The following is a 25,407-nucleotide window of genomic DNA, read 5'->3' on the forward strand; positions in this document are numbered from 1 at the left end:
GCGCCCGAGCGTGACGAGTCCGACAATCACTCGATCCGGAAATACTTGATGCCGATGCCGACCTTGCCGCCGGCGCGGGCGAGGTCCTGGTGCAGCCCGGGGAAGACATCGCCGGCCGGGGCCGGGTTTGGGCCGGAAAGGCTCGGCAGCGGTGCCGGGCTCACCAAGGCCAGCACGGTCTGCGGCCGCACGGGCGCGCCTGAAGCCGCCGTCGATTCAAGCTTGAGGTTGAAGCTCGCCTTGCCGCCTTCGCGGCGGGTGTAGTTGGCGAGATTGTAGACCAGTCCGTCATCGCCGATCAGCAGGATATCGAGATTCTTGCTCGGGTCGCTTTCGACCGTGCCGGACAGCGTGTCGCCGCTCCGCATGGTGAAGGCGCCGATCTGCATGACCGGGCTGCGGTCGATGCCGCGGCCGAGCTGGCGCAGGAAGTCGACCATCGGGCATTGCGCCGTGGTGACGGTGCGCAGGCTGATCTGCGCCTCGTAGCCCTGCGCCTTCTTGAAGGCGGCATCGAAGCCGACGAAGGGCTCGGCCGTGCTGCCGAAGCCCTCGACCGTGGTGCGTTTGTCGGCGATCGCCGTCGGCCACAGGAAGAAGCAGGCGCCGCCGTCATAGTCGGCGATATAGCGTGCCGTCCGCTCGGCGGCGGTGCGCGGCTCGGGCTCAGGTGCCGTTGAGGCTGGCGGCGGAGCGACCGGGGTCGATTTCGGGCCGGTCGTCGAGGTTGGGGTGGCCGGCGGCGGTGTCGGCGCCGGCTTCAATTCCGGTGTCACGGGCGCAGGGGATTGCGAAGACGGGGCCGGCTGCGTCGGCGCTGCCGGGGTGGAAGGCGGCGGAGATTGCAGCGCGGGCGGCTCGGTCTGGGTCGCCGGCTGTAGCGACGGTGCCGGGTTGGCCGGCGGAGGCGGTGCCACGGGCGTAAGCTCCGGCACGGGGGCGCTCGATCCCGCGCTAGGCGAGGGCGCTGGGCGATCGTCGCTCAAGGCTGGCGGCGGGCTGTTCAGCGCCTGCTGGACCGGAGTGCCGCCGCCCAGCATTTTCCAGGCGAAGAACCCACCGCCCGCGAGGAGGGCGATTGCCGCAACGCCCGCGACCAGCGGCCAGGGAAAGGCGCGTCCGCCGCTTCCAGCCGGGCTCGCGCCGCCTTTCGCCTGCCAGGAGGCCACCTCGGCCATGTCGGCGGGGCGGTCCTTCGGATCGGGCGCCAGCATGCGCGCCAGCAGCGGGCGGATGCGCTTGTCGATGGCGGAGAGATCGGGAACGCGGCGGCGCTTCTCCAGGATCTGCATCTGGGTGCCGCCCATGTCGAGCGGGCGGCCGCCGAGCGCTTCGGCGAGCACCAGGCCGAGGCTATAGATGTCCGACTTGCCGGTGACCTCGGCGCCGTAAAGGCCGAGCTGTTCGGGTGAGACATAGTTGAACTTGCCGGCAAATCCGGAGCCGATCACCGTCTTCTCGGCCAGCTTCGACTTGGCGATGCCGAAATCGATGATCTTGGCGCGCGTGACCTGGCCGCCGGGCAGGATGATGTTGTCGGGCGAGACGTCGCGATGGGTTATTCCCAGCATATGGGCGGCATGCAGGCCGGACGCGATGCGCCGGCGCAGCAGGTCGACCTGCTCGAAGGGCAGCGGGCCCTGCTTCAACAGGTCGGACAGCGACTTGCCGTCGACAAACTCCATGGCGAGATAGGTCGCCTGCGTCGCCGGGTCGACGGTGAAGACGTAATAGCGGACGATCGCCTCGTTGTAGAGGTTGTGCAGCGCCGACGCCTCGTTGCGAAAGAGAGCGATGACGTTGGCGTCCTGCGCCATGTCGGAGCGCACGATCTTGATCGCGACGGCATCGCCCGTCTGGATGGCGCGGCCCTGATAGACCTCGCCCATGCCGCCGGTGGCGATCAGGCGCTCGATCTCGTAGATGCCGTTCAGCCGCACGCCGGGCGCCAGCCCCGTGCGCGGCAGGAAGACGGTGCGGTCGGAATCGCTCATGGCGCATCGCTCCTGCGCTGTCGCATGTTCGGCACCCAGCGCGTCTTTTCGCTTCCGCCGTCGTGATGATAGCGCACCACGATCACGGTGACATTGTCGGTGGCGCCGCGCTCCAGCGTCAGCGCGAGCAGGGCGTCGCAGGCGGCCTGGGCGCCGGTCGCCGCCGTCGCGCGCAGGATCTCCTCGTCGCGGACATGGTCGGTGAGCCCGTCCGAGCAGAGCACGAAGACGTCGCCGCCTTCGAGTTCGCCATGGTCGATATCGAGCTCGGGCCGGTCATGCACGCCGATGGCGCGGGTGATGACATGGCGCCGCGGCCAGGTCCGCGCTTCTTCGATTGTAAGCAGGCCGCGCTCGATCATGTCCTGGGCTTCGGTGTGGTCGCGGGTGACCTGCGTGATCTGCCCGCTGCGGACGAGATAGACCCGGCTGTCGCCACACCAGACGCAGGCGAAATGGCGGTCATGGGCGAGCAGCACGGCGAGCGTCGCGCCCATGGTGGCGCCATCATGCTCGCGGATCTTGCGGCGCAGTTCCGCATTGGCCTCGACCACGCCGCGTTCGAGCCGGTCGAGCAGCTCGGCGGCGGAGCTGGCCGCGCCGATGGCCGACAGGCTCGCCGCCACGGTGGCGCTCGCCATGGCACCGTTCTGATGGCCGCCCATGCCGTCGGCGACGGCCCAGAGCCCGTGTTCGGGCCGGACCACCAGGTTGTCCTCGTTATGGCTGCGCACGCGCCCGGCGTGGCTGACCGCGCCCGTCTCGAAACTGGAGCCGGTGCGGTGCTCGTTCATGCTGTCGATCCTGCGCCGAGGAAGGCGTCGAAGCGCCCGGTCAAGAGACCGGTGTAGAGATAGGGGCTGGGCAGGCCATGGCCGACCAAGGCAAGCGGCTCGAAATCGTCGCCGCCGATGGTCCAGAGATAGCTGGCATGGGCATAGGCGCGGGTATGGTCCTCGACGCGCAGCGCCGAGAGCCTGGACGGGAAGGTCGCCGAATCGAGTGCGCTGACGATGGTGCCGTCGGAAAGGCGCACCATATCGGCGGGTGGAGCGGCCTTGAGATCGTCATTGGGCAAAGCGAGCCCGCCCAGCGCATGCGAGACGGCCTCGAAGCTTGCCTCGGGTTCGAGCGCGCGCAGGAGGAAGTCCTCGGCCTGGGCGAACCATGCATCCTGCGGATCGAGCTCGGGCGGCGGGATCGCGGCGCCGGGGCCGGCGAGGGCGAAGACGGTCAGCGGGAAATAGCGGCCGATGCCGTCGACCGAGGGCATGAAGGCGCCGGCGACGGTGGTGCCGCAGAAGGCGCTGCCGAACCAGAAGCGCCAGATCGGCGCGTTGAGGAAAGCATCCTGCCAGCCGCCGCCTAGCTCGACCCGGCTGGCGGTGAGCCCGCCCTGGAGCCAGCGCTCATAGGCCGACAGAAAGGCCGTCGGCGCATTCAGCGCGATGAAATCCCGCTTGCCCGGAAGCTTCCCGAACAACCCACACGCCATCTCAAATCCCCGCCGGACAACGGATTTCACGCAGCGCCGGCAGCACCAGCGGGTTCTTCAGCGAGCCGACGCCGAACTGGTAGCCGATCTGACGACCGCCGGCCGCGAGCGTGAAGACGACATTGTCGCCCTGGCGCAGGACCGAGCCGGCATCGAGCAGGCGGAAGAAGGACCAGACGCCGGTGCGGTCGAACATCTTCACCTCGGTCGGCGCCGCCGGCGTCGGGCTGTTGGAGAAGAAGCCGCCACCGAAGATGCCACCGGCATTGTTGTTGGCCGCTGCGCCGCCGCCGATCGTCAGCGTGATCGAGGTCTTGGCAAGGCCGCCGCCCGGCCACATCACCGGCGTCGGCGTGTTGACGCCCTGCTGGCTCGCCACGGTGAAACCGTTGATCTCGAGCTTGGCGCCGGAGGCGTCGGAGGAGAGGGTGGTCGGCACCACCACCATCTGGAAGTTCGGCAGGTTGCCGCCGGTCGGGAAGAAGGCCTCGCGGATGTCGTTGGCGCGCTGGAACTCGCGCAAGGTCGTCGGCGAGAGGGCGCGGGCGACGCGGCTGTCCTGGCGCCAGCTCCAGTTCTGGCCGGACTTGTCGATATAGGGGTCGAGCCGCTCCTTCATGAACTTGTCCATCGCACCGGTGCCGGGCGCGAAGAGCTGGGCGAAGTCGGCAAGACCGATCTCGCTCGTGCTACCCTTGGCGAAGGGATAGCGATTGGCCAGCAGGCTGGAACAGCGGCCGGTGACCTCGCTGGCCAGCGCCTGGCGCAGCAGCGAGACGGTCGCGCCGGTGGCGTCGCCCTCGAAATCGTTGACCGCTGCGACGATCATCGCGTCGAACGGCGCCGGATAGCGCGAGGAGTTGCCGCGCAGCGAGGCGATCAGCGGCACCAGCGCGGCATTGGCCGCGGCGGCCTGCGCCGGCGTGGTCGCAGCCATTGCGAGGTTCTGGTTGATCTCGGCGAAGATCTGCAGCGCCTGGTCGACCGGCCGCTTGCCGCCATCACCCTCGACCAGGACGTGGAAGGCCTTGAACTGCGCCTCGATATTGGCGCCGAGCGCCTCACCGCCGCCACCGCCGGCAATGACGCGATCGACGCCGGGGGCGCTGAGCGGCAGGCTGGTGCCGAGCCGGTTCAGCGAATAGTTGGCACGCTCCTCCAGGGTCTTGGCCGCCTTGTCGGCGACCTGGCCCGCCATCTTCTCGGCGGCCTGCGCCGCAGCAGGCCGTTTTGCCGCCCGCTCCTTGGTCAGCTGCGTCTCGTCGCGGATCGATTCGAGCAGCTGCTTGAAGGGCGAGGTCGGTGCGGAGATGGCCGAAAGCGCGATGTATTTCGGCTTGTCGGCGTTGAGCGGCCGCAGCTTCAGCCGGCGCAGCGCCTTCTGCCAGGAGGCCGTGAAGTCGCGCGTGTAGAGCTTGAGCAGATCCTGGAAGAGGCTGGCATATTGCGAGGTGATCGCTGCCTGGTCGGCATTGTCGCCGAGGACCCAGCGCTCCTTCTCGATGCGCTCGCCGATGTCGCCGAGACGGTCGACGAAAGCGCCCTGGAAGCCGTCATAGGTGTAGAAATACGGCACACGGATCGAGTCGAGGTCCTCGCCGGAAACGCCCTCGAAGACAAGGCGCGCATCCGAGCCGCCGCGGATTGCCGCGACCCAGTCGCGGCTGGCGTTGCGCCCTTGCGTGCGCAGCAGTTCGTAGGCGCGCTCGGCGATGCTGAGCCGGCGCAAAGTGCGCTGGCTGCTCTCGATCAATGGCTGGTTGAGCTTGACCACCGGCTCGCCGCCGTCGTCGAGGTCGAGCAGGGCGACGAGGTGCTCCTCCAGCGCCTCGCGGCCCTTGGCGTTGGCGGCGCCTGGGAAGAGGTTCTCGGCCCAGTCCTGGCGCATCCAGGCGAGGACGAGGTCACGGTCGAGCGGGGCACGGCCGCCGACCATCAGATAGACCTTGAGCGCCTCGTAGATGAAGCCGGGATTGTTGACGTTGGCCTCGAGCTGCTCCTCGAGCCGGAAGATGATGCGCGAGCGCAGCAGCCGCTCCAGCGCCTGGTGATAGCTCTCCTGCGCCGCCGATTGCAGGCGCTCGCGCTGGCTGAGGCCGAAGGTGGCAGCGACCGGCGTCGGCTCGTCCTTGTCGGCATAGCCGGCCGGCATATGACGCAGCTTGTGCAGCAGCGGCAGGACGCGGCTGAAATTGCGGTCGGAGAGAGTGGTCTCCTGCAGCACGGGTGCGGCGCTCGACCGATAATCGGCGAGGCCGTAATTGGTCTGGTTGATCAGGTCGCTGTTGCGGGCATAGCTCGTCCACCACATGCCGCCGAGCGCGATCGAGACCAGCGCGATCGCGCTGAAGCCGGCGACGCGCAGCAGGGTCGAGCGGCGCGCGGCGCGCAGGTCGGTCGAGACCCAACCGGATTCGCCGATGATCACCTTCTGGATCAGGTCGGTGAGGAAGAAGCTCTTGCCACGGCCGGAATAGGAACCGGAATCGGCGTGGTCGCTGCCGAAATTGCGCGAGAGTGCACCGATCAGCTGGTCGATCGGCGTGCCTTCCTGGGTGCCGGAGGTGAAGTAGAAGCCGCGCAAGGTCGCGCTCGACTGATAGCGCGTCGGCTCGAAGACGCGGCCGAGAAAGTCGATGATCAAAGGCTTCAGCGTCGCCATCTGGCTCGGCAGGCCGAAAAGCTTGGCGCGCGAGGTCGGGTTGTGCTCGTCCTGCAGACGATCCGAGAGGCGCTCGTTCAGCCGCTCGATCAGCGCGTCGAATTCGGGCGGGACGTCGCCGATCATGTTGCGGGTCTTGTCGACCGTCTGGAAGGTATGGCCCCAGACCATGCGCCGCTGCGGCTCGGAGAGCGCGGCGAAGAACTCGTTGAAGCCGGCGATCAGGTCGGCCTTGGTGAAGACCGCATAGACCGGGAAATCGACCTTGAGCCGCTCGTTGAGTTCGAGCAGGCGGGCGCGGATCGCATCGCCATGGGCGACGATCTCCTCCTGCGATGAGGTCAGCAGGTCCTCGACGCTGATCGCGACGATGACGCCGTTGATCGGCTGGCGCGGCCGGTTGGTCTTGAGCAGATCGAGGAAGGCGAGCCAGCTCGTGCGCTCGGCTTTCGTATCGGTGTCCTGCGTGGTGTAGCGCCCGGCGGTGTCGATCAGCACCGCATCCTCGGCGAACCACCAGTCGCAATAGCGGGTGCCGCCGGTGCCGGCCACGGCGGCCGGTGTCTGGCCGCCGCGGGCGAGCGGGAACTTCAGCCCGGAATTGACCAGCGCCGTGGTCTTGCCGGCACCGGGCGGGCCGATGATGACGTACCAGGGCAGGTCGTAGAGATAATCGCCGCCATCCTTGCCGCGCGTGCGCCGCAGCGTCGCGAGCGCATCGCGCATGGAGGCAGCGAGCGCGGCGCCGTCACCCGTCTGGACTTCCTCCTTGGCCATCGCGTCGGAGAGCGCGGCGACGGCCCTGCGCCGCTTGATCACGATCCAGGCGCTCCAGCCGAGCGCACCGAGCATCAGGACGAGCGCGATCGGTAGCCTGACCCAGAACGATTCGAACGGGCGCACTTCGCCGAAGGCGACGAAGGGGCCGCCGAACCAGATCAGCAGCGTCAGCGCCAATGCGCCGACGAAGATGGCTGCGATCCTGAGCCACGTCGCGAGATTCATCGTCTACCCGTCTCCTGCATCGCCACCCGGTCCTAGCTGTTGCGCTGGATCAGGATCTCGACACGTCGGTTCTTCGCCTTGCCGGCCGCGGTCGCGTTGGTGTCGATCGGCACGTCGGGGCCCTTGCCCTCGGTGCTGATGCGATCCGGCTGTTTCAGTCTGGTCTTCAGCAGGTCGCCGACCGCCACGGCGCGCGCCTTCGACAATTCGAGGTTGTTGGGGAAACGGGCGGTGCGGATCGGGTCGGAATCGGAGTGGCCGACGACCTTGATCGCGCCGCCTTCGTCGTTGAGCACCGCGGAGATGCGCTCGATCAGCGGGCGGAACTCGTCGCGCACCACGGCCTGACCGGGTTCGAAAAGGGTGATCCCCATCAGGCGCACGATGATCAGGTTCGGCGTCACCTGGCAGGTGATCGGCGGCTGCACCGTGCCGCAGACCTTTGGCTGCTGCGCCGGCGGGGGTGGTGGCAGAGGCGGCGGCGGCCGGGCCGCGACCCTGCGGATGATCTCGATGTCACCCTTCGGGTGCACCGAGAGAAGGGCGCTGGCCGAAGCCTCGGCATTGCCGCCGAGCAAAGCGCGGAAGATGAAATAGAGGCCGAGCACGGCGACCGCTGCGACGGCGGCGACCGACCAGACCGGGATCTTGAAGCCGGCGAGCCGGGCGGTCAGGGCCTGGCCCTGCCAGCGCGGCGACAGTTCCGGATCGGGCTGCTTCACCCGCCGCAGTGTCTCGAACAGGTTCCGCTGGATCATCTGCAGATTGGCGGCGCCGCCGGCCGAGGTGCGGTGCACGCCCTCGAAGCCGAGCGCCAGGCAGAGATGCATCAGCTCGAGCAGGTCGTAATTGACCGATGGATCCTTCCTGGCGCGCTCCAGCTCCTCGAAGAAGCGCACGCCGCCGGTGCGCTCGCCGAAGAAGCGCGAGAGCATGCTGTACTGCGTCCAGACATGGCGGTCCTCGCCCGGGATGTTCTGGACGATGTCGTCGGCGAAGGCGCAGATGATGTATTTGGCGGTGCGCGTCTGCTCGGCGGTGAAGCCGGCCGCCCTGACCTCATGGTCGAAGGCCTCGATCGTCTCGCCGACCTGGCCGATCATCTGCGTCGCCGGCGCCCTCGACAGATTGGCGCGCAGGCGCCCGAGCAGGAGCAGGAGCGGGCCGGCGGCCTTCAGCAGCGGGTTGGTGTTCGGCGTGAGCATCTGCTCGCGCTTGGGCAGCGCCTGCGGCACATAGCCCTGCGGCGGGGGCGGCGGTGCGCTTTGCCGCGGTTGCGGCTGCGACATCCATTCCTCGCCGCCGGGCACGCCGGGTGAAGGAGCCGCATGGGGATATTGCGGCGCGCCGGAGGGCGCATAGGGCGAGCCCTGCGGCGGATAGCCGGCAGGCGGAGGCGGGTAGGGCGCGTTCGGAGGCGGGTAGGGCGCGTTCGGGGGCGGGTAGGGCTGCCCATGCTGCGGGTAGCCCGGGGCTGCTTCCGCTGGGCGTGAGGGCTGCGGTACGCGCCGTCCGGCCGGGTTCGGCCGGATGAAGGTCCGGTCCGAACGGCCGAACGGATCGGAGCCGTCATTGCTCATCGCCTGCCCTCGAGCACGGCCCAGAGCTCCATTTCGAGATCGGGCCAGTCACCGGAGAAATGCATACCGATCGAACTCGCCGTGCTGAATTCCGGCCAGAGCGGCGAGGTGCGGTCGAGATAGAAATAGACGTGGTCGGTCAGTGCCCGGATCTGGGGCGGCGGCGTCGGCAGGTGGACGAGATTGATGCCCGGCAGGTGGGCATGGACGATCTCGTTCATCTTGGTGTTGGGGCCGATCTTGAAGAGATGCGGGAATTGCGACTGGATCTCGGTGAGGGGCCGGCGTGCGGCCACTTCCAGGACCAGCGTCGCGTTGCGCATCAAGGCGCGGTCGCGGATCGTCGACATGAAGGCGTTCTGCGCCCGCTCGACGATCTCGAGGCGGATGGCGCGGCGGCCGAGCTGGGCCGAGAGGAAGTCCTGGATGTCGCGCACCACCGGGGTGAAGCAACCTTCCAGGTCGTCATGATCATAGGCCGGATAGTCGCGGGCGCGGCGTTCGGCGGTGGTGAAGGTCGCAAGCTCGCCGGCGATGGCGAGCAGCGTGATGAACAGGCGCTCGGGATGGACGAAGCGCGAGCCGCGCATGTGCTTCAGCACCGGGATGTGCCGGTTGAGCAATTGCAGGATGAAATAGTCAGCGCTCTGCAGGCCGCCGCCGGCAGTCGGGTCGGCGGCGTAGCGGGCGAGCTCCTCGAGCTTGTTGTCGATCCAGCCGATGACGCGATCCATCCAGCCGTCGACCACCGGATGCGCCGAGCACAGCAGCACCGGTGGGGCGAACTTCTCGTCGAACAAGATGGCGCGGTCGCGGACTTCGAGGATGCGCCCGAGCGCGAGGCCGACATAGCCGGGCTTGCTCGTCTTGCGCAGCTCCAGGCCGAAGCGCGGATGGGCGATGTCGATCTCCTCGTCGACGCGCAGCGAGGCGGTCGAATCGATCAGCATCTCGGTCGCCGGATAGAAGCGGCTGGCGGAGCCGTTGAGGCTGTCCTCGACCTCGCGGGTGTTGGAGGCGGCGAGCGGCAGCGAGAGCCAGGCGATCTGGCCGGCGGCGTTCTCCGGTACCTCGATGGCGGGCGGCAAGGGCGAGTTGTCCGGCATGGCGAAGGGCGTGCCGTCCGGCATCACGCCGACGGCGCGCCTGAGCCCGATGCGGCTCTGCTGCGCCAGGTCGCGGTCGATCTCGAGCACCGAGAACCCCCACGGATAGGGCGTGACGTGCCGGACGCGATTCTCCAGCAGATTTTCGAGATAACGATCGTTCTGCTGCAGATGATGCGGCCTCAGGAACAAGCCTTCGGACCAGACGACCTTACTGTACCACGACATCCAGTTCTCGCTATCTCAAGGCCTATCCCGGACACTATACGGCTCGTTCCCGAGCGTCACCATTGCAATGTCATCTCTGCTTTGGCCATTGCTGGATTCAGGGCGGATTTCGCGGGGGCGCTGCGAAACGATCGCAAGTGCGCGCAGATGGATGTAGCGTGAGGCGCAGCCGACCGACCGTCGCCTATCGAGGCAGCAGGATGAACCAGAACCAGGCGCCAGATTACGACCGCAGCGGCCGTTTCCCGATCGACGAGGATGGCTGGCAGGTCGTCGATCTCAACCGGATGCTCTATCCGGGCGGCCCGCATGCGCTGCGGGTCCATGCGCCGGGGCTTCCTGCCTTCCATTTCGGCTGGCGGTTTGCGAACAGCAGCCCGGCTCCGACCGACAACCGCATCGTCGCTTCGCATATCGGCGCCAAACTCGGCGGGTCGCCACTGCCGCCGGTGAACTTCAGCCCGGCCATGCTTGCGCGGATCCAGGAACGCTTGCGCATCTACGCCATGCTCCATCCGCTGCCGCTGTTCGGGGAGAGGATCAGCGGCGTCGATTTCGTCGTCGAGGATCCGATGGTCGAGATCTTCTGACATGGCCAAGCTCAGCCCAGCGGATGCGATTGCGCAGATCAAGCCGGGAGCGACCCTGGACGAGCTGCGCGCCTTGGCGCGTCAGGTCTCGGCCGCGCCCGCAGGCCCCGATGTCATCCTCTATTCCGCCGTCTCCGATGCGGCCAAGCGAGCCTGTCAGGCCGGCACCGGCTATGCGCTGATCGACGATACCGAGCGCGCCACCTTCCTGTCGGACGGCGATTTCCTGCTGGCGGTCGCGCGTGCGGCAGGAATCACCGAGCCCAATCCGAAGCGCGCGGTCGACAATCTGATGCAAGGCGGCCGCCTGCCGGATGGGCATCCCGACAAGGCCGCGGCGATCATCGGTAACGCCGCCATGTTCGGTGTCGAGAGCGACGCGGCGGCGCTGCAGAGCTCGTTCTGGGGCGAGGCTTCGCGCGAATTCGCCGAGGGGGCGTCCGGGCATGTCGTCCTGCTGCTGGGGCGCCCCGTCCAGAAGGTGTTCTGGGCTGTTGAGCTCCCGGCACTTCAGGCTGCCTGCGCTGCCGGCAAGCTGCCGGGTTCGACGATCAACGGCATCCCGATCGCGTCGCTGCCGCCCAATCCGAACGTGGCGCTCAGCACGCTTTGGCCCTCCGCCGAGGCGCGTGCAAAAGTCTTCACGCCGCCAGCGCCACCCTCCGCATCCGCGCCGGGTGGAGGCGGCGGCGGGGGCGGGGGAGGCGGAGGAGGCGGAGCCGGTCGGCCCGCCGCCCGCGTTCTCGACCCCGTTATCCATCCGCTGCCCGGCATGCTGAGCATCGGCCCTGGTAGCCCCAATGTGATCATCGGCAAGAAGCTCGCCTGGCGCGGCGTGCCGGCCGGTGCCGCCGCGGCGATCCAGGCGGCCAAGACCATTTCGGACACCACGATCCAGGTTGCGGAGGCCGCGACGCTCGCCGGGGCGGGCACGCCCGCGGCACCCGGCTTGAAAGCAGCCGAAGAAGCGACCAAAGCGGCTGCTGCCAGCACCATGGGCTCGATGATCTCCGGCGCCGCCGGCGGGGCCGATATTCATACCTGCGCCACGCCGCTGCCGATTCCGCCGCACGGGCCGGGCGTCGTCATCGACGGCTCCCAGACCGTGCTGGTCAACGGCCTGCCGCTTTGCCGCATGGGCGACACGATCATCGAGGCGGTCGGACCGCCGAACAAGATCGCTATGGGCGAGCCAACCGTGCTGATCGGCGGCTGAGATGGGGCGTCGCCGTTCTCCCGACCGTGCCGTGGCAGCGCAGGAGCGTTTCCGCCTGCTCCGGGTCCAGCGCTTCTCCTCCGACACCGAGAAGGCGCTCTGGCATGGGCGCTCGCGCAACACCCGCGTCGCCAAGGTGCTCGTCTACATGGCGGCGATCCGGATGCCGGACCGGCCGGGATTGCCGCTGACGGCCAATCCGAACGTGACCTGCAAGGGCGCGGAGCAGCAGTTCTTCAGCGCGTCGGGCGAGGACCAGGCGGCGCATCTGCTGCCAGGGCAGATCCTGATCGACAACACCTATCCCTGGCTCTTCCTGCAGGGCGAGCCGGCACGGCTGCTGCAGAACGAGTTCGCCTATGTCGATCCGATCCACGCCAACTATAACGCGGCCGACCGGCTGGCCGAGCGCAACGGCATGGTCGAGGCCTTCGCCGCCGCCTGCCGTGCCGTGCTGACCGGCACGGGCGAGCCTGAGCGCGACGTCTCCAACGCCTATCATCGTGCCTGGGTGCCAGGCGCGCTCGCCGCGATCGCCGCCGCCGAGAACGAATTGCGCACCGAGCCGCTGCCGCCGCCTCTGACCTACGGCACCGGCCCCGAGGACTACGGCATGATCCTCAATCTCGAGGAACGCGGCCAGGCGATGAATGACGAGGACACCTGGAACAGTTTCGAGCAGCTGAGCATGCTCGACTATTATCGCGTCGCCTTCGACGAGATGCCGCGCGAGATCGAGCCCCGGGCCATCGTCGCGGCGTTGAATGCGCTGGTGAACTGACCGTTCTGCGGTCTCAGGTCGAGGTGTGCCGTGCGGCCGAGGGCGCCGTCGCGACGATCAGCCCGGCCGCGACGATCACCGCGATCCCGGCCCAGGTCATCGGCGATGGCAGGTCGCCGAACAGGACAAAGCCGAGGGCTGTCGCTCCGATCAGTTCGAGATAGACGAAGGGCGAGAGCGTCGCGACCGGCGCCAGGCGGAAGGCGCAGATCGTCATCAGGTTGCTCAGCGTCGAGACGAGGCCCATCAGCAGGATCAGCAGCAGGCCCTCGCGCGTCGGTGTCGTCCATTGCAGCACCGCCAAAGGCATCAGCATCAGGATCCCGAGCACGAGCTGGATCGTCAGTGTCGAAACTGGCGATCTCCCCTGTGCCGTCGCCCGCGTCAGAACGAGGTAGCAGGCCATGCAGACGCCGGAAGCGAGCGCGATCAATGTATCGGTACTTGTCTCGGCACCGGGGCGTACGACTAAAATGGCGCCGACAAAGCCGAGCGCGACCGCAAGCAGCCTGCGCCGATCGAGCCGCTCGCGCAGTGCGATCGTAGCGAGCAGCGTCGCTGCAATCGGCGCGATGAAATAGGCGCCGAGCGCATCGGCAAGTGGAATGCGCGCGATCGCGACGAAATAGAGCGTCATCGCCGCGACCAGGAAAGCGGTGCGCACGACCTGGGCGAGCCAGTATCGGCCACGAGATGCCGGGGCGTGCTCCAGTTCCCGCGCTCGCCCACGCTGGAGCAAGGCGACCGGCAGGATGAAGCCGAGCGCAGCGACATAGCGCACCCAGCTCAGGAAGGCCGGTGAATGTGCGCCGCTGAGATATTTGGCGATGGCGTCGGAGCTCGGGATGATCAGCATCGCGATCGCCATGAGCACGACGCCGAGCGTTTCGCTGCGCGGTTCGCGATGCGCCTGATCGGGGGGCGTAGTCATGCCGCGACGCTATCTGATTCTGGCATCGCAACAGCGTCGCCGTTAACGTTTCGGCAGTCTCGGTAAATCCGGGTTAACTGTCCGACGCGTCTTCCGGCATCAGCTGACCTTGCGATATTGACGTGAACAAAGAGGGAATTAAACTGAACATATAGAGAACATAGGAGATCGGACATGCTGATTGCCCGCAAGCTGATGGCCGGAGCCGTGGAGTTTCTGGCGCTCGCTCTCTTCGTCGGAATGATCTGGGTCTGGGCCGCGCTGGCCTCCGCTCCGCACGTCTGAGCGGGCTCGGAAGCCGTAATCGAATGCCATGCGCGGACGTGTCCACAGCCTGGCGGATGGATCGGCTCGACCGCGGAGGGGTGGCGCGCAATAACCGGTTCTGAGCATGCTCTTGGGATCAAGAATCGGCGCAGGTCCTCTCACTCGGCCCATTGGTTGAGCGGGCGGCGCGCCGGAGGGCGCGATGACCGACCGCAAACACGATACACAGGTTCAGGACGAGGTCGGCTTCGTCCACCTCCATGTCCATTCGAGCTATTCGCTGCTCGAAGGCGCGATCCAGGTCGGCGCGCTCGCCAAGCTCGCCGCCGGTGACGGCCAGCCGGCCATGGCGCTGACCGACACCAACAACCTGTTCGGCGCGCTCGAATTCTCGGAAAAGCTGGCGAGCTCCGGCATCCAGCCGATCGCAGGCGTGCAGCTCTCGGTCGATTTTGCCGATGAGGATGCCGGCGGGCGCAAGCCTGTGCAGAGCTTGACGCCACATGTCGTCCTGCTCGCGACCAGCGAAGCCGGCTATGGCAACCTGATGAAGCTGGTGACGGAAGCCTGTCTCGCTGCGGCCGGCAGCAGTCCGGTCGCGAGCATCGAGCATCTTTATGCCTATCATGCCGATATCATCGCGCTGACCGGCGGCGCGGGCGGGCCGCTCGACCTCGCCTTGCGCGCCGGCCAGCCGGCTCAGGCGCAAGCACGGCTGCGGCGCCTCGCGGCCATCTTCGGCGACCGGCTCTATGTCGAGATCCAGCGCCATGAACGCGAGGACGGGCCGGCGGTCGAGGCCGGTCTGCTCCGGCTCGCCTATGACAACGATCTGCCGATCGTCGCGACCAACGAGCCCTTCTTCGGCAAGCCGGCCGATTTCGAGGCGCATGACGCGCTGCTCGCGGTGGCGGCGGGCCGGCTGCTCTCCGATGGCGAACGCCGGCGTGTGTCGCCGGCGCACTTCTTCGCCAGCCGCGACGAGATGAAGCGCCGCTTCGCCGACCTGCCGGAGGCACTGGCCTCGACGGTCGAGATCGCCCGGCGCTGCTCGTGGCGGGTCGGCACGCGCAAGCCGATCCTGCCACGCTTCGGCGAGGAGGGCCGCGATGAAGCCGATGAGCTCGAGAGCCAGGCGAAGGCGGGGCTCGAGGCGCGGCTCGCCAAGCATGGGCCAGCGGCGGGTTTCACGGTCGACGATTACGAAAAGCGGCTCGCCTTCGAGCTTTCAATTATCACCCGGATGAAATTTCCGGGCTATTTCCTCATCGTTGCCGACTTCATCAAATGGGCCAAGGATCATGATATCCCGGTAGGCCCCGGCCGCGGTTCGGGCGCAGGTTCGCTCGTCGCCTATGCCCTCACCATCACCGATGTCGACCCGCTGCGCTTCGGCCTGCTGTTCGAGCGTTTCCTCAATCCCGACCGCGTCTCGATGCCGGACTTCGACATCGACTTCTGCCAGTATCGGCGTGAAGAGGTGATCGAGTACGTCAAGCATCGCTATGGCGAGGAGCGCGTCGCCCAGATCATCACCTTCGGCACCTTGCAGGCGCGCGGCGTGCTGCGCGACGTCGGCCGCGTGCTGGAGATGCCCTACGGCCAGGTCGACAAGCTGACCAAGCTGGTACCGCAGAATCCGGCCAAGCCGATCACGCTGCCGGAAGCCATTGCCGGCGAGCCGAAGCTGCAGGAGGCGGCGGCCGAGGAGCCGGTCGTCGGTCGTCTGCTCGAAATCGCCCAGAAGCTCGAAGGCCTGCACCGCCACGCCTCGACCCACGCCGCCGGCGTCGTCATCGGCGACCGGCCGCTGGAGCAGCTCGTCGCGCTCTCGGTCGATCCGCGCACCGGCATGCGCGTCACCCAGTTCAACATGAAATGGGTCGAGCAGGCCGGGCTGGTGAAGTTCGACTTCCTCGGCCTGAAGACGCTGACGACGCTGACCATCGCGGTGCAGCTCATCGCCCAGCGCGGCATTTCGGTCGACCTGGCGCAATTGCCCTTCGACGACCCGAAGACCTACGAGATGCTGGCCCGCGGCGAGACGGTCGGCGTGTTCCAGGTGGAATCGGTCGGCATGCGCAAGGCCCTGGTCGAGATGAAGGCCGACCGGATCGAGGACCTGATCGCGCTGGTGGCGCTCTATCGCCCCGGTCCGATGGACAACATCCCGACCTATTGCCGCCGCAAGCTCGGGCTGGAGGAGCCGACCTATCTCCATCCCGGCATGGAGCCGTTCCTGTCCGAGACGCATGGCATCATCGTCTACCAGGAACAGGTGATGCAGGTGGCGCAGGCGCTGTCGGGCTATTCGCTCGGCGAAGCGGACCTGTTGCGCCGCGCCATGGGCAAGAAGATCAAGGCCGAGATGGACGCCCAGCGTGACCGCTTCGTGAAGGGCGCGATCGAAGGTGGGCTGAAGCAGGACGTCGCGTTCGAGATATTCGACCTGCTGGCGAAGTTCGCCGATTACGGCTTCAACAAGAGCCACGCGGCGGCCTATGCCGTCGTCGCCTTCCAGACTGCCTATCTGAAGGCCAACTACCCTGTAGAGTTCCTCGCTGCGTCGATGACGCTCGACATCGGCAATACCGACAAGCTCTCGGAATTCCGGCGCGACGCGGAGCGTCTCGGCATCAAGGTCGAACGGCCCTCGATCAACCGCTCCGGCGTCGATTTCGACGTTGCCGACGGGGCGATCCGCTATGCGCTCGGCGCGATCAAGGGCGTCGGCCGCGCCGCGGTGGAATCGATCGTTGCGGCGCGCGCCAAGGATGGCCCGTTCCGCGACCTTGCCGATCTCGCTCGCCGGATCGATACGCGCCTGGTCAACCGCCGCACGATCGAGGCGCTGATCTCGGCCGGTACGCTCGACGAGATCGAGCCGGAGCGGGCGAAGGCGATGGCGGCGGTCGACGGCATGCTGGCGCTCTCGAACCGCGTTCGCGACGAGGCCGCAGCCGGGCAGCTCGACATGCTCGGCAGCAGCGGGAACTCGGAAGCCTTCCGTATCCCGCCCTTCGAGCCCTGGGCCCCGGCCGAGCGACTGAAGCGCGAGCACGAAGCGGTCGGTTTCTTCCTCTCCGGCCACCCGCTCGACGAATACGAGCATGTGCTCAAGCGCCTGCGGGTGCAGAGCTATGCCGACTTCGCCCGCAATGTGCGCGCCAGCGGCACCTCGATCGCCAAGGTCGCGGCCTCCGTCATCGACCGGTCGGAGCGGCGGACCAAGTCCGGCAACAAGATGGGCATCGTCCAGCTCTCCGATCCGACCGGCCAGTTCGAGGCGATCCTGTTCTCGGAAGGGCTGCAGCGCTATCGCGAGCTGCTCGAGCCGGGCGCAGCGCTGGTGATCCGGCTCTCGGCTGTGCTCGACGGCGAAGAGGTTAGGCCTCGCATCGAGGACGTGGAGCGGCTTGATGATCTCGCCGGCCGGCAGAAGCAGGACCTCTGCATCTTCCTGCGCGACGACAAGGCGCTGTCCTCGATAGCCGAGCGGGTGAAGCCCCGCGACGGCGTCCGCTCCGATGGCAAGATTTCGCTGGTGATGATCCTCGACGACGGCGCCCAGGAGATCGAGATCGAATTGCCGGGGCGCTATCCCGTCAACCAGCAGCTCGCCAATGCCGTGCGCGCCGCGCCGGGGGTGGTGAACGTCGAACTGCGCTGACCGGCCTCGTCAGCGCAGAGCCTTGCGCTGCCGGCGGCCAAGGCATCACAGTGCGCGCGAGACAACGATGATGTCCGGGGGGACGATGAAGCAATATGTCGCGCGCATTCCGATGAGCCTTGCCGTGCCCGAGGCAATGCACTGGGCGATCAAGGACGTGCTCGAAGGCGAATACGAATGTGGTTTCGATGGCGTCGGCCTCGACATTCTCGACATCGGGGCGAATGTCGGCTCGTTCGCGCTCTGGGCGAGCGCGCGCTGGCCGGGCAGCACCGTGACCTCCTATGAGCCGCATCCCGGCACCTACGAGCTCTTGAAGCGCAACACCGACCGGCGCCGCGATATCGTCACGGTCAACGCGGCGCTGTTCCCCGGCGGCCAGACAACCGCGACCTTCCTCAGCCGCTTCGCCGGCGACGGCGAGTCCGGGCTCGCCTCCTATGCTGGCGACACCTTCGTCGCCGGGGCCATGGTCGAGCGCTATCAGGTCGCGGTCGTCGACCCGGCGAGCCTGCCCTCGGCGGATATCGTCAAGATCGACATCGAGGGCGGGGAAGGCGACGTGCTCGACCATCTCGACCTGTCGAAGACCTCGCTGGTGCTGCTCGAATACCAGAATCGCAAGAATCGCCTGCAATTGGAGGCGCGTCTTGAGGCCGATTTCGAGTTGATCGACACGGTCGAGCACATCTGGGACCCGCTGCTCGAACAACGGTGCTATCGCCCCGATCTCGCCGGCGACGTCTATGGCCGCATGTTCGCCGCGCGCAAAGGCATCACCCGGATGGCGCGGACCGCAGCGGCGTCAGGGTGAGGGCAAGCTCGTGATCGATGCCTGGACCGCGCTGATCGTCGTCGACGTCCAGAATGATTTCTGCCCCGGCGGCAGCCTGGCGGTCGCCGGCGGCGACGAGATCGTTCCGCTCGTCAACGACCTCGGCAAGCGCTTCGCCACGGTCGTGCTGACGCAGGACTGGCACCCGGCCGGGCATTCCTCGTTCGCATCGAGCCATCCCGGGAAGTTGCCGTTCGAAAGCATCGCCATGCCCTATGGAACGCAGGTGCTGTGGCCGGATCATTGCGTCCAGGGCAGCGCGGGCGCGGCCTTCCATCCGGGGCTCGACCTTTCCATGGCGCAGGCGGTCATCCGCAAGGGTTGCCACAGCAAGGTCGACAGTTATTCGGGCCTGGTCGAGGCCGACCGTACCACGCCGACGGGCCTTGGTGGCTATCTCAGGGAGCGCGGCATCGCCCGTGTCGTGCTCGCGGGCCTCGCCACCGATTTCTGCATCAGCTGGACGGCACAGGACGCAGTCCGGCAAGGCTTCGAGACCGTCGTCGTAGAGGAAGCCTGCCGCGCCATCGATCTCGACGGCTCCCTGGATCGGGCATGGGCCGAGATGATGGCGCTCGGCGTCAGGCGGGCGCGGCTCACCGAGCTGAACGGCTGAGCCATGTCGCGTTCCGAGCGCCTGCTCGACCTCGTTCAGGTGCTGCGCCGGCATCGCCGGCCGGTCAGCGGTCGGAAGCTCGCTGAAGAGACCGGTGTCAGCATCCGCACGCTCTATCGCGACATCGCGACCTTGCAGGGGCAGGGCGCCCCGATCGAGGGCGAGCCCGGGCTCGGCTATGTGCTGAAGCCCGGCTTCATGCTGCCGCCCCTGATGTTCGACGAGGACGAGATCGAGGCGCTGGTGCTTGGCTCGCGCTGGGTCGCGGGGCGGGCGGATGACCGTCTCGCCGGCGCGGCGCGCAACGCCATGGCCAAGATCGTCGCGGTGCTGCCGGCCGATCTGCGCGAGAAGGCAGACGCCTCGGCCCTGCTCGTCGGCCCCGGCGCCAGGATCGCCGACACATCCGGCGTCGATCTCGTGCTGGTGCGCAAGGCGATCCGCTCCGAGCGCAAGCTGGCTCTGACCTATCAGGACGGCAAGTCGGCGGCTTCGCAACGCCTGATCTGGCCGTTCGCCCTCGGCTTCTTCGACCATGTCCGCGTCGTCGTCGCCTGGTGCGAGTTGCGCAACGACTTCCGACATTTCCGCGCCGACCGCATCGCGCAGGCCGAGCTGGTCGACATCCGCTATCCGCGCCGGCGTCAGGCGCTGCTCAAGCAATGGCGCGAGCGCGAGGGAATACCATCGCCGGCTTGAGATACGCTGCCGGAAATTGGCAGCATCTGCAGCGATCATGCACCGGTCCTCAAAACCGGAGACCGCCCCCATGCTCGATGCCAACTTCATCATCCTCTATGTCGACAGCCCCGAAGCCAGCGCCCGCTTCTATGCCGACCTGATCGGCTCAGAGGCACTCGAGACCTCGCCGACCTTTGCCATGTTCGCGCTGCCGTCAGGGGCGAAGCTCGGCCTGTGGTCGCGCCATACCGTCGAGCCGGGCGCGCAAGCCGCCGGAGGTGGTGGCGAGATCGCGATGGTGGTCGGCAGCGGCGAGGCTGTCGATGCGACACATGCCGACTGGCAGCGGCGCGGCCTTGCGATCCTGCAGGCGCCGACAGATCTCGACTTCGGCCGAACCTTCGTCGCGAGCGATCCGGATGGCCACCGGCTGCGCGTGTTTCACCCGTTCGAGCGGTAGCGTCCTCACCGCGCCAGGGCGCGAATCTGCACTTGGACCCGGTCGCGGCCGAGGCGCTTCGAGCGGTAGAGCGCTTCGTCCGCCTGCTCCAACAACGCTTCGAGCTCGTTGCTCGCGGTATTTCCCTCGGCGACGCCGATGCTGAGCGTCGGCTGGAGGGTGACGCCGTCCCTGCCGGCGAGGGCGCGTCCGAAGGCGGACCGGATCCGGTTGGCGACGCGCACCGCGTCCCTGGTCGACATATGCGGGAGGAGGGCGACGAACTCGTCGCCGCCATGGCGCGCCAGGACGTCGCTGGCGCGCAATTCGCTTCGGGCCGCCTCGGCGAAGAGCTGAAGGATGCGGTCGCCGGCGGCATGGCCATGCGTGTCGTTCAGGCTCTTGAAGTGGTCGATGTCGATCAGCAGCAGGGTCAGCCGGCCCGGGCGCTTGCCTGCATCGGTTGCGATCCGGGCCATGGCGCGCTCCAGGCCGCTGCGGTTCATCGCGCCGGTGAGCGGATCGTGCTGGGCGATCGCGACCAGCGTGTTGCGGTTGCGCTCGGCGGCGAGCAGCAAGAGTGCGCTGCCGCGCAGGAGCAGGAAGGCGGTGCCTGTGGCGGCAACCCACTGGTTGGCATCGTTGGCGGGGAATAGCTCGGTTCCAAGCTGCCCTGTGGCGGCGAGATAGCCGCGGATGGCGAACAGCACCACGGTCGGCGCGAACAACGCCGCCAGGATCGCGCCGGAGGCCAGACGCTCGCGCCGCCATAGGAACAAGCCTTCCCGGACCAGCAACATGTCGCAAGCCATGACCAGGACGGCGACGAGAACGACCCGTTTGACGAAGCCGTCCGGCTCGTTCCACAGGAACAGCGGGAGGGCGGCGGCGGCGACCGCAAGAAGATAGAGCGGCAGGCGCGCCGGCCGCCCGGCGAAGCTCCTCACCCCGAACAGGATCAGCAGATAGCCGATCCAGCTGACGGTGTTGGCGAGCGGGATCGAGAGGATGTCGGGGATGATGCCGCGCAGGCCCACGCCGATCAGGCCGAGGCCGATCAGGATGTTGCTCAGACCCCACCAGAGCGGCCAGCGCTCGAATCGGCCGGTGGCATAGGCGGACAGCTGCACGAGGCCGAGAATGACGCAGGTGAGAGCCCCTGCCAGATAGATTGTCCTCAGATCGAGCAACACGTCAGGCCATCCAAGTCGACTGGCTCGAACGCCTAGCAGGTCGGCGTGAACGGAGGGTTCACAGACCGGTTGCGTCGGTGCGACCAGCCTGGGCTTCGGCCAGCATGTCCATGAGCCAGCCGCGGAACAGCCGTGCCTTGCGAGGCAGCTCTCCGGCCGGGTAGTTCAGGAAGTAATCCGCACCGATATGGACCTTCACGGGAAAGGGTTGTGCCAGCCGGCCCTGCGCCAGATCGTCTTCGACCAGCGCGGCGAAGAACAGCGCGACGCCATGTCCGTCGCAGGCGACGCGGCGCAGAGCGTGAGAATCGCTGAGCCGCAAGCTCTCGCCCAGCGTTGCATCGGCCCTGCCTGCGGCCTGCGCCCAGGCACGCGCCACGGCGGTCGGCGAGGTTCGCTTCAATGCAAAGGGCGACAACCTGCAACCAGGCTTCGTCGTCTATCGCTGGCAGGGTGGTAAGTCGGACTATGCAGAGGGCATGGGCCGGCAAGGCAACTGACACGACCTGTCACCGCTCCGACGGACCCAGGTCTTGACCTCAACCGTACTCGAGGTTGCATAGACCCGGCTCCTGCATCTGCATCGAAGGAGCCGGGCATGCCCGATCAACCGGTCGTCAACATCAGCGTCATCACCCCGAAGCCCGAGCGCTTCGCCGAGTTCATGGAGCTGCAGCTCGCCCAGCACCATGCCGTCCGCGGCAAGGTCGAGGGCTTGATCGGCGGGCGATTGTTCCGCTCGCGCGAGGATCGCGATGTCGTCCTGGTGACGATGTTCGAATCCGAGGAGGCGGCGCTGCGCTTTGCCCGCGACGAGCGCTTCACCAGCCATCTGGCACGCGTTCGCCCCCTGCTGGAACGCGCCGTGCCGGGAGCCTATGACGTCGCCTACGAGGTCGGGTCGCTCTGACGAGCCGACTGCAAGCCTTGCATTCCGGCGCTATGGCGTGTAAGGCGCGCCTTATCCCACATGGGGAGCATCACCTCGACACCGAGGCGTTCCGGTGACCGGCCAGCTTATGGCCGGCTCATTCGCTCCCCAGAGGCTCAACCGGAAGGACAAGAATACCATGGCTCTGCCCGATTTCTCCATGCGTCAGCTGCTCGAGGCCGGCGCCCATTTCGGCCACCAGTCGCACCGCTGGAACCCGAAGATGTCGCCGTTCATCTACGGGACCCGCAACAACATCCACATCCTCGACCTGTCGCAGTCGGTGCCGATGCTCTCGCGCGCCCTGCAGGCTGTCAGCGACACCGTCGCGCGCGGCGGCCGCGTCCTCTTCGTCGGCACCAAGCGCCAGGCGCAGGACGCCATTGCCGATGCCGCCAAGCGCTCGGCCCAGTACTATGTCAACTCCCGCTGGCTCGGCGGCATGCTGACCAACTGGAAGACCATCTCGGCTTCGATCCAGCGCCTGCGCAAGGTCGACGAGCTGCTCTCCGGCGGTGGCTCCGGCCTGACCAAGAAGGAGCGCCTGATGCTGGCGCGCGAGCGCGACAAGCTCGAGAAGGCGCTCGGCGGCATCAAGGACATGGGCGGCACGCCCGACATGATCTTCGTGATCGACACCAACAAGGAAGCGCTCGCGATCAAGGAGGCCCAGCGCCTCGGTATCCCGGTCGCTGCCATCATCGACTCCAACAGCGATCCGGACGGCATCACCTTCCCGGTCCCGGCCAATGACGACGCCGGCCGCGCGATCCAGCTCTACTGCGACCTCGTCGCCCGCTCGGCCATCGACGGCATCTCGCGCGCTTCGGGCGACCATGGCATCGACCTCGGCGCCGCCGAGACCCCGATCGTCGAGACGGCGATTGACGAGCCGGTGGCTGTAGAAGGCCAGGCTCAGGCCTTCGAGCTGCTGACCGGGCCGCGCGGCGCGCCGGACGACTTCATGAAGCTCTCGGGCATGGGCCCGGAGATCGTGCAGAAGCTCAACGATGGCGGCATCTTCCACTTCTGGCAGCTCGCTGCCATGAGCCCGGCGGATGTCACCAAGGTCGATCACGACCTGAAGCTCGCCGGCCGCATCGAGAGCCAGGGCTGGGTTGCCCAGGCGCGCGATCTCGCCGACGCCTGATTGGTCGAGACCGCGGCGCGTCATCGGCGCGTCGCAGTTCGATATCTGATTGAAGCTCAAGCAGCGCCGACGCCGGAAACGGAGCGTCGGCGTTTGCCGATCGAGGCTTCGCTTTTTCGACGATGCGGCGCGCCGACGGGTGAAGGCCGCACGAGCGGGATGCGGGAAAGTGGGAACCGGTTTTCCGCGTCAATCCCGCTCTCATTTTTGGAATCGATCACGTTCATGGCTTTGGATCGATCCGATCCACAATCATCGTGATCCAAGACAGCAAGGACGACGCAAATGGCTGCGATCACCGCCGGCATGGTGAAGGAACTCCGCGACAAGACGGGCGCGGGCATGATGGACTGCAAGACCGCGCTCTCGGCCACCGACGGCAACATGGAAGCCGCCATCGACTGGCTGCGCGCCAAGGGCCTGTCAAAGGCCGCCAAGAAGGCCGGCCGCGTCGCCGCCGAGGGCCTCGTCGCCGTCACCGTGCGCGGCCATAGCGGTGTCGTGGTCGAGGTCAACTCCGAGACCGACTTCGTCGCCCGCAACCTCGAATTCCAGGCTCTGGCCCGCACCATCGCCGATGTCGCGCTCGAGCGCGGCGGCGATGTCGAGGCGCTGGCTGCCCATCACTATCCGGGCGGCGGCACTGTCGCCGACGCGATCGCCAACGCCATCGCCACGATCGGCGAGAACATGACGCTGCGCCGCGTCGCGCAGGTCTCGGTTTCTGCCGGCGTGATCGGCTCCTATGTCCACGGCGCCGTCGCCGACGGGCTTGGCAAGATCGGCGTCATCGTCGGCCTGGAGACCAGCGGCAAGGGTGACGAGCTCGCCGCGATCGGCCGGCAGATCGCCATGCACATCGCCGCGACCAACCCCATCGCGCTCGATCTCGCTTCGGTCGATCCGGCGGTGCTGGAGCGCGAGAAGGCGATCCTGGCCGAGAAGAACGCCGGCAAGCCCGAGCATGTGCTCGCCAAGATCGTCGAGAGCGGCCTGAAGAGCTACGCCAAGGAGTACTGCCTGCTCGAGCAGGCCTATATCCATGACGGCTCGAAGTCGGTCGCCCAGGTGCTGAAGGAGGCCGAAGGCAAGGTCGGCGGTCCGCTCAAGCTCACCGGCTTCGCTCGCTTCGCGCTTGGCGAGGGCATCGAGAAGGAAGAGACTGACTTCGCTGCCGAGGTCGCGGCCGCCGGCGGCACCACGGGCTGACAAGCCCGTTGATAGGACACAGAAAGGCCGCGCCTCGCGCGGCCTTTTTTGTAAGTAGAGAAGGTCGGCCCGCCGATTCGGTTGGGCTGGACGATGTGGCAAGGAGTGGAGAGCCCCGATGAGACCTAAACGCGTTCTCGTGAAGCTCTCCGGCGAAGCCCTTGCCGGACCTCAAGGAAACGGCCTCGACGGCGCGACGCTCACCGCGCTTGCCGCCGACATCTCCCATGCCTCGCGCGAGGGTGTCGAGATCGGCATCGTGGTCGGCGGCGGCAATTTCTTCCGCGGCGTCCAGGGGCTCACCAAGGGACTGGACCGCACCAGCGCGGACTCGATCGGCATGCTGGGCACGGTGATGAACGCGCTCGCGCTCGAACATGCGATCGAGAGCGCCGGTGCTCCGGCGCGCGCCATGTCGGCGGTACCGATGCCTTCGCTCTGCGAGAGCTATGCCCGCAAGCGGGCGCTCGACCATCTCAGCAACGGCAAGGTCGTCATCCTCGGCGGCGGCACCGGCAATCCTTATTTCACGACCGATACCGGCGCGGCCTTGCGCGCGGCCGAGCTCGATTGCAGCCATCTCCTCAAGGCGACGCAGGTAGACGGCGTCTATTCGGCCGATCCGAAGAAGGATCCGAGCGCGACCCGCTACGACACCCTGACCCATGAGGACGCGATCAAGCGCGACCTCAAGGTGATGGACACCGCCGCCTTCGCATTGGCGCGCGACGCGGCGCTCACCATCGTCGTCTTCTCGATCGCCGCGCCCGGCATGCTCGCCGCGGTGCTGCGCGGCGAGGGCAGGGCGACCTACGTCACGCCTTGACG

22 protein-coding genes are annotated in these 25,407 nt (G+C 67.3%); 12 read left to right on the plus strand and 10 right to left on the minus strand.

Going from position 1 to position 25,407, the window contains the following annotated elements:
• Positions 1-26 precede the first annotated feature (26 nt).
• From V7S63_RS01025 to tssK, 6 genes are read right to left on the minus strand one after another with little or no spacing between them, the layout of a single operon-like run.
• Positions 27-1,994: a serine/threonine-protein kinase gene (locus tag V7S63_RS01025; protein WP_336528902.1), complete on the minus strand. Its 1,968-nt coding sequence runs from the start codon at positions 1,992-1,994 to the stop codon at positions 27-29.
• Positions 1,991-2,788, minus strand: coding sequence for a PP2C family protein-serine/threonine phosphatase (locus V7S63_RS01030; RefSeq protein ID WP_336528903.1), 798 nt, complete (start codon positions 2,786-2,788; stop codon positions 1,991-1,993). The genes V7S63_RS01025 and V7S63_RS01030 overlap by 4 nt, the downstream gene beginning before the upstream one ends.
• On the minus strand, positions 2,785-3,477 hold the full coding sequence (gene tagF, locus V7S63_RS01035; RefSeq protein WP_244543641.1) for a type VI secretion system-associated protein TagF: 693 nt from the start codon (positions 3,475-3,477) through the stop codon (positions 2,785-2,787). Before tagF ends, V7S63_RS01030 begins: the two co-directional genes overlap by 4 nt.
• Positions 3,478-3,490: 13 nt before the next feature.
• Positions 3,491-7,156 (minus strand): type VI secretion system membrane subunit TssM, encoded by a 3,666-nt coding sequence (gene tssM / locus V7S63_RS01040; protein WP_336528904.1) that lies wholly within the window; start codon positions 7,154-7,156, stop codon positions 3,491-3,493.
• Positions 7,157-7,188: 32 nt separating this feature from the next.
• Positions 7,189-8,736, minus strand: coding sequence for a type IVB secretion system protein IcmH/DotU (icmH, locus tag V7S63_RS01045; protein WP_336528905.1), 1,548 nt, complete (start codon positions 8,734-8,736; stop codon positions 7,189-7,191).
• Entirely contained in the window at positions 8,733-10,070 is a 1,338-nt protein-coding gene (gene tssK, locus V7S63_RS01050; protein WP_091828709.1) for a type VI secretion system baseplate subunit TssK, read from the minus strand. The genes icmH and tssK overlap by 4 nt, the downstream gene beginning before the upstream one ends.
• Before the next feature lie 200 nt (positions 10,071-10,270).
• Between tssK and V7S63_RS01055 the strand changes: the two genes are divergently transcribed.
• From V7S63_RS01055 to V7S63_RS01065, 3 genes are read left to right on the plus strand one after another with little or no spacing between them, the layout of a single operon-like run.
• On the plus strand, positions 10,271-10,660 hold the full coding sequence (locus tag V7S63_RS01055) for a hypothetical protein (RefSeq protein WP_100960566.1): 390 nt from the start codon (positions 10,271-10,273) through the stop codon (positions 10,658-10,660).
• 1 nt (position 10,661) lies between these two features.
• Entirely contained in the window at positions 10,662-11,876 is a 1,215-nt protein-coding gene (locus tag V7S63_RS01060) for a PAAR domain-containing protein (protein WP_336528906.1), read from the plus strand.
• 1 nt (position 11,877) lies between these two features.
• On the plus strand, positions 11,878-12,657 hold the full coding sequence (locus tag V7S63_RS01065; RefSeq protein WP_336528907.1) for a hypothetical protein: 780 nt from the start codon (positions 11,878-11,880) through the stop codon (positions 12,655-12,657).
• Between the two features lie 13 nt (positions 12,658-12,670).
• Here V7S63_RS01065 and V7S63_RS01070 read toward each other — a convergent pair whose 3' ends face one another.
• Complete coding sequence (locus V7S63_RS01070) at positions 12,671-13,588, minus strand: DMT family transporter (RefSeq protein WP_336528908.1); 918 nt, start codon at positions 13,586-13,588, stop codon at positions 12,671-12,673.
• 469 nt (positions 13,589-14,057) lie between these two features.
• Here V7S63_RS01070 and dnaE point away from each other — a divergent pair, with 469 nt between their 5' ends.
• The 5 genes from dnaE to V7S63_RS01095 all read left to right on the plus strand — a co-directional run bounded on the left by dnaE (position 14,058) and on the right by V7S63_RS01095 (position 20,117).
• On the plus strand, positions 14,058-17,525 hold the full coding sequence (dnaE, locus tag V7S63_RS01075; protein WP_336528909.1) for a DNA polymerase III subunit alpha: 3,468 nt from the start codon (positions 14,058-14,060) through the stop codon (positions 17,523-17,525).
• A 70-nt stretch (positions 17,526-17,595) separates the two neighbouring features.
• Entirely contained in the window at positions 17,596-18,339 is a 744-nt protein-coding gene (locus V7S63_RS01080) for an FkbM family methyltransferase (protein ID WP_336528910.1), read from the plus strand.
• Between the two features lie 10 nt (positions 18,340-18,349).
• Entirely contained in the window at positions 18,350-18,976 is a 627-nt protein-coding gene (pncA, locus tag V7S63_RS01085; protein ID WP_336528911.1) for a bifunctional nicotinamidase/pyrazinamidase, read from the plus strand.
• Positions 18,977-18,979: 3 nt separating this feature from the next.
• On the plus strand, positions 18,980-19,675 hold the full coding sequence (locus V7S63_RS01090) for a helix-turn-helix transcriptional regulator (RefSeq protein ID WP_336528912.1): 696 nt from the start codon (positions 18,980-18,982) through the stop codon (positions 19,673-19,675).
• A gap of 70 nt (positions 19,676-19,745) precedes the next feature.
• Entirely contained in the window at positions 19,746-20,117 is a 372-nt protein-coding gene (locus tag V7S63_RS01095; protein ID WP_336528913.1) for a VOC family protein, read from the plus strand.
• A 5-nt stretch (positions 20,118-20,122) separates the two neighbouring features.
• Here V7S63_RS01095 and V7S63_RS01100 read toward each other — a convergent pair whose 3' ends face one another.
• Together V7S63_RS01100 and V7S63_RS01105 are read right to left on the minus strand one after the other, a co-directional pair.
• Entirely contained in the window at positions 20,123-21,289 is a 1,167-nt protein-coding gene (locus tag V7S63_RS01100) for a GGDEF domain-containing protein (RefSeq protein ID WP_336528914.1), read from the minus strand.
• A gap of 58 nt (positions 21,290-21,347) precedes the next feature.
• On the minus strand, positions 21,348-21,692 hold the full coding sequence (locus tag V7S63_RS01105; RefSeq protein WP_336528915.1) for a LysR substrate-binding domain-containing protein: 345 nt from the start codon (positions 21,690-21,692) through the stop codon (positions 21,348-21,350).
• A 195-nt stretch (positions 21,693-21,887) separates the two neighbouring features.
• Between V7S63_RS01105 and V7S63_RS01110 the strand changes: the two genes are divergently transcribed.
• Positions 21,888-22,199 (plus strand): antibiotic biosynthesis monooxygenase family protein, encoded by a 312-nt coding sequence (locus V7S63_RS01110; RefSeq protein WP_336528916.1) that lies wholly within the window; start codon positions 21,888-21,890, stop codon positions 22,197-22,199.
• 160 nt (positions 22,200-22,359) lie between these two features.
• Positions 22,360-23,370 (plus strand): 30S ribosomal protein S2, encoded by a 1,011-nt coding sequence (locus V7S63_RS01115; protein WP_091830447.1) that lies wholly within the window; start codon positions 22,360-22,362, stop codon positions 23,368-23,370.
• Between the two features lie 56 nt (positions 23,371-23,426).
• On the opposite strand, the gene V7S63_RS01120 is transcribed toward V7S63_RS01115, so the two are convergent.
• The gene (locus V7S63_RS01120) at positions 23,427-23,597 is read right to left on the minus strand and encodes a hypothetical protein (RefSeq protein ID WP_167561483.1); all 171 of its coding nucleotides are present in this window, start codon (positions 23,595-23,597) and stop codon (positions 23,427-23,429) included.
• 58 nt (positions 23,598-23,655) lie between these two features.
• Between V7S63_RS01120 and tsf the strand changes: the two genes are divergently transcribed.
• Together tsf and pyrH are read left to right on the plus strand one after the other, a co-directional pair.
• A complete protein-coding gene (gene tsf, locus V7S63_RS01125) occupies positions 23,656-24,579 on the plus strand; it encodes a translation elongation factor Ts (RefSeq protein ID WP_100960541.1) in 924 nt (307 codons plus the stop codon).
• Positions 24,580-24,697: 118 nt separating this feature from the next.
• Entirely contained in the window at positions 24,698-25,405 is a 708-nt protein-coding gene (pyrH, locus tag V7S63_RS01130) for a UMP kinase (RefSeq protein ID WP_091828728.1), read from the plus strand.
• The last annotated feature ends 2 nt before the right edge of the window (positions 25,406-25,407 follow it).

It is taken from the genome of Allobosea sp. CCNWLY174 (genome assembly GCF_037120455.1).
Lineage (GTDB): Bacteria > Pseudomonadota > Alphaproteobacteria > Rhizobiales > Beijerinckiaceae > Allobosea > Allobosea lupini.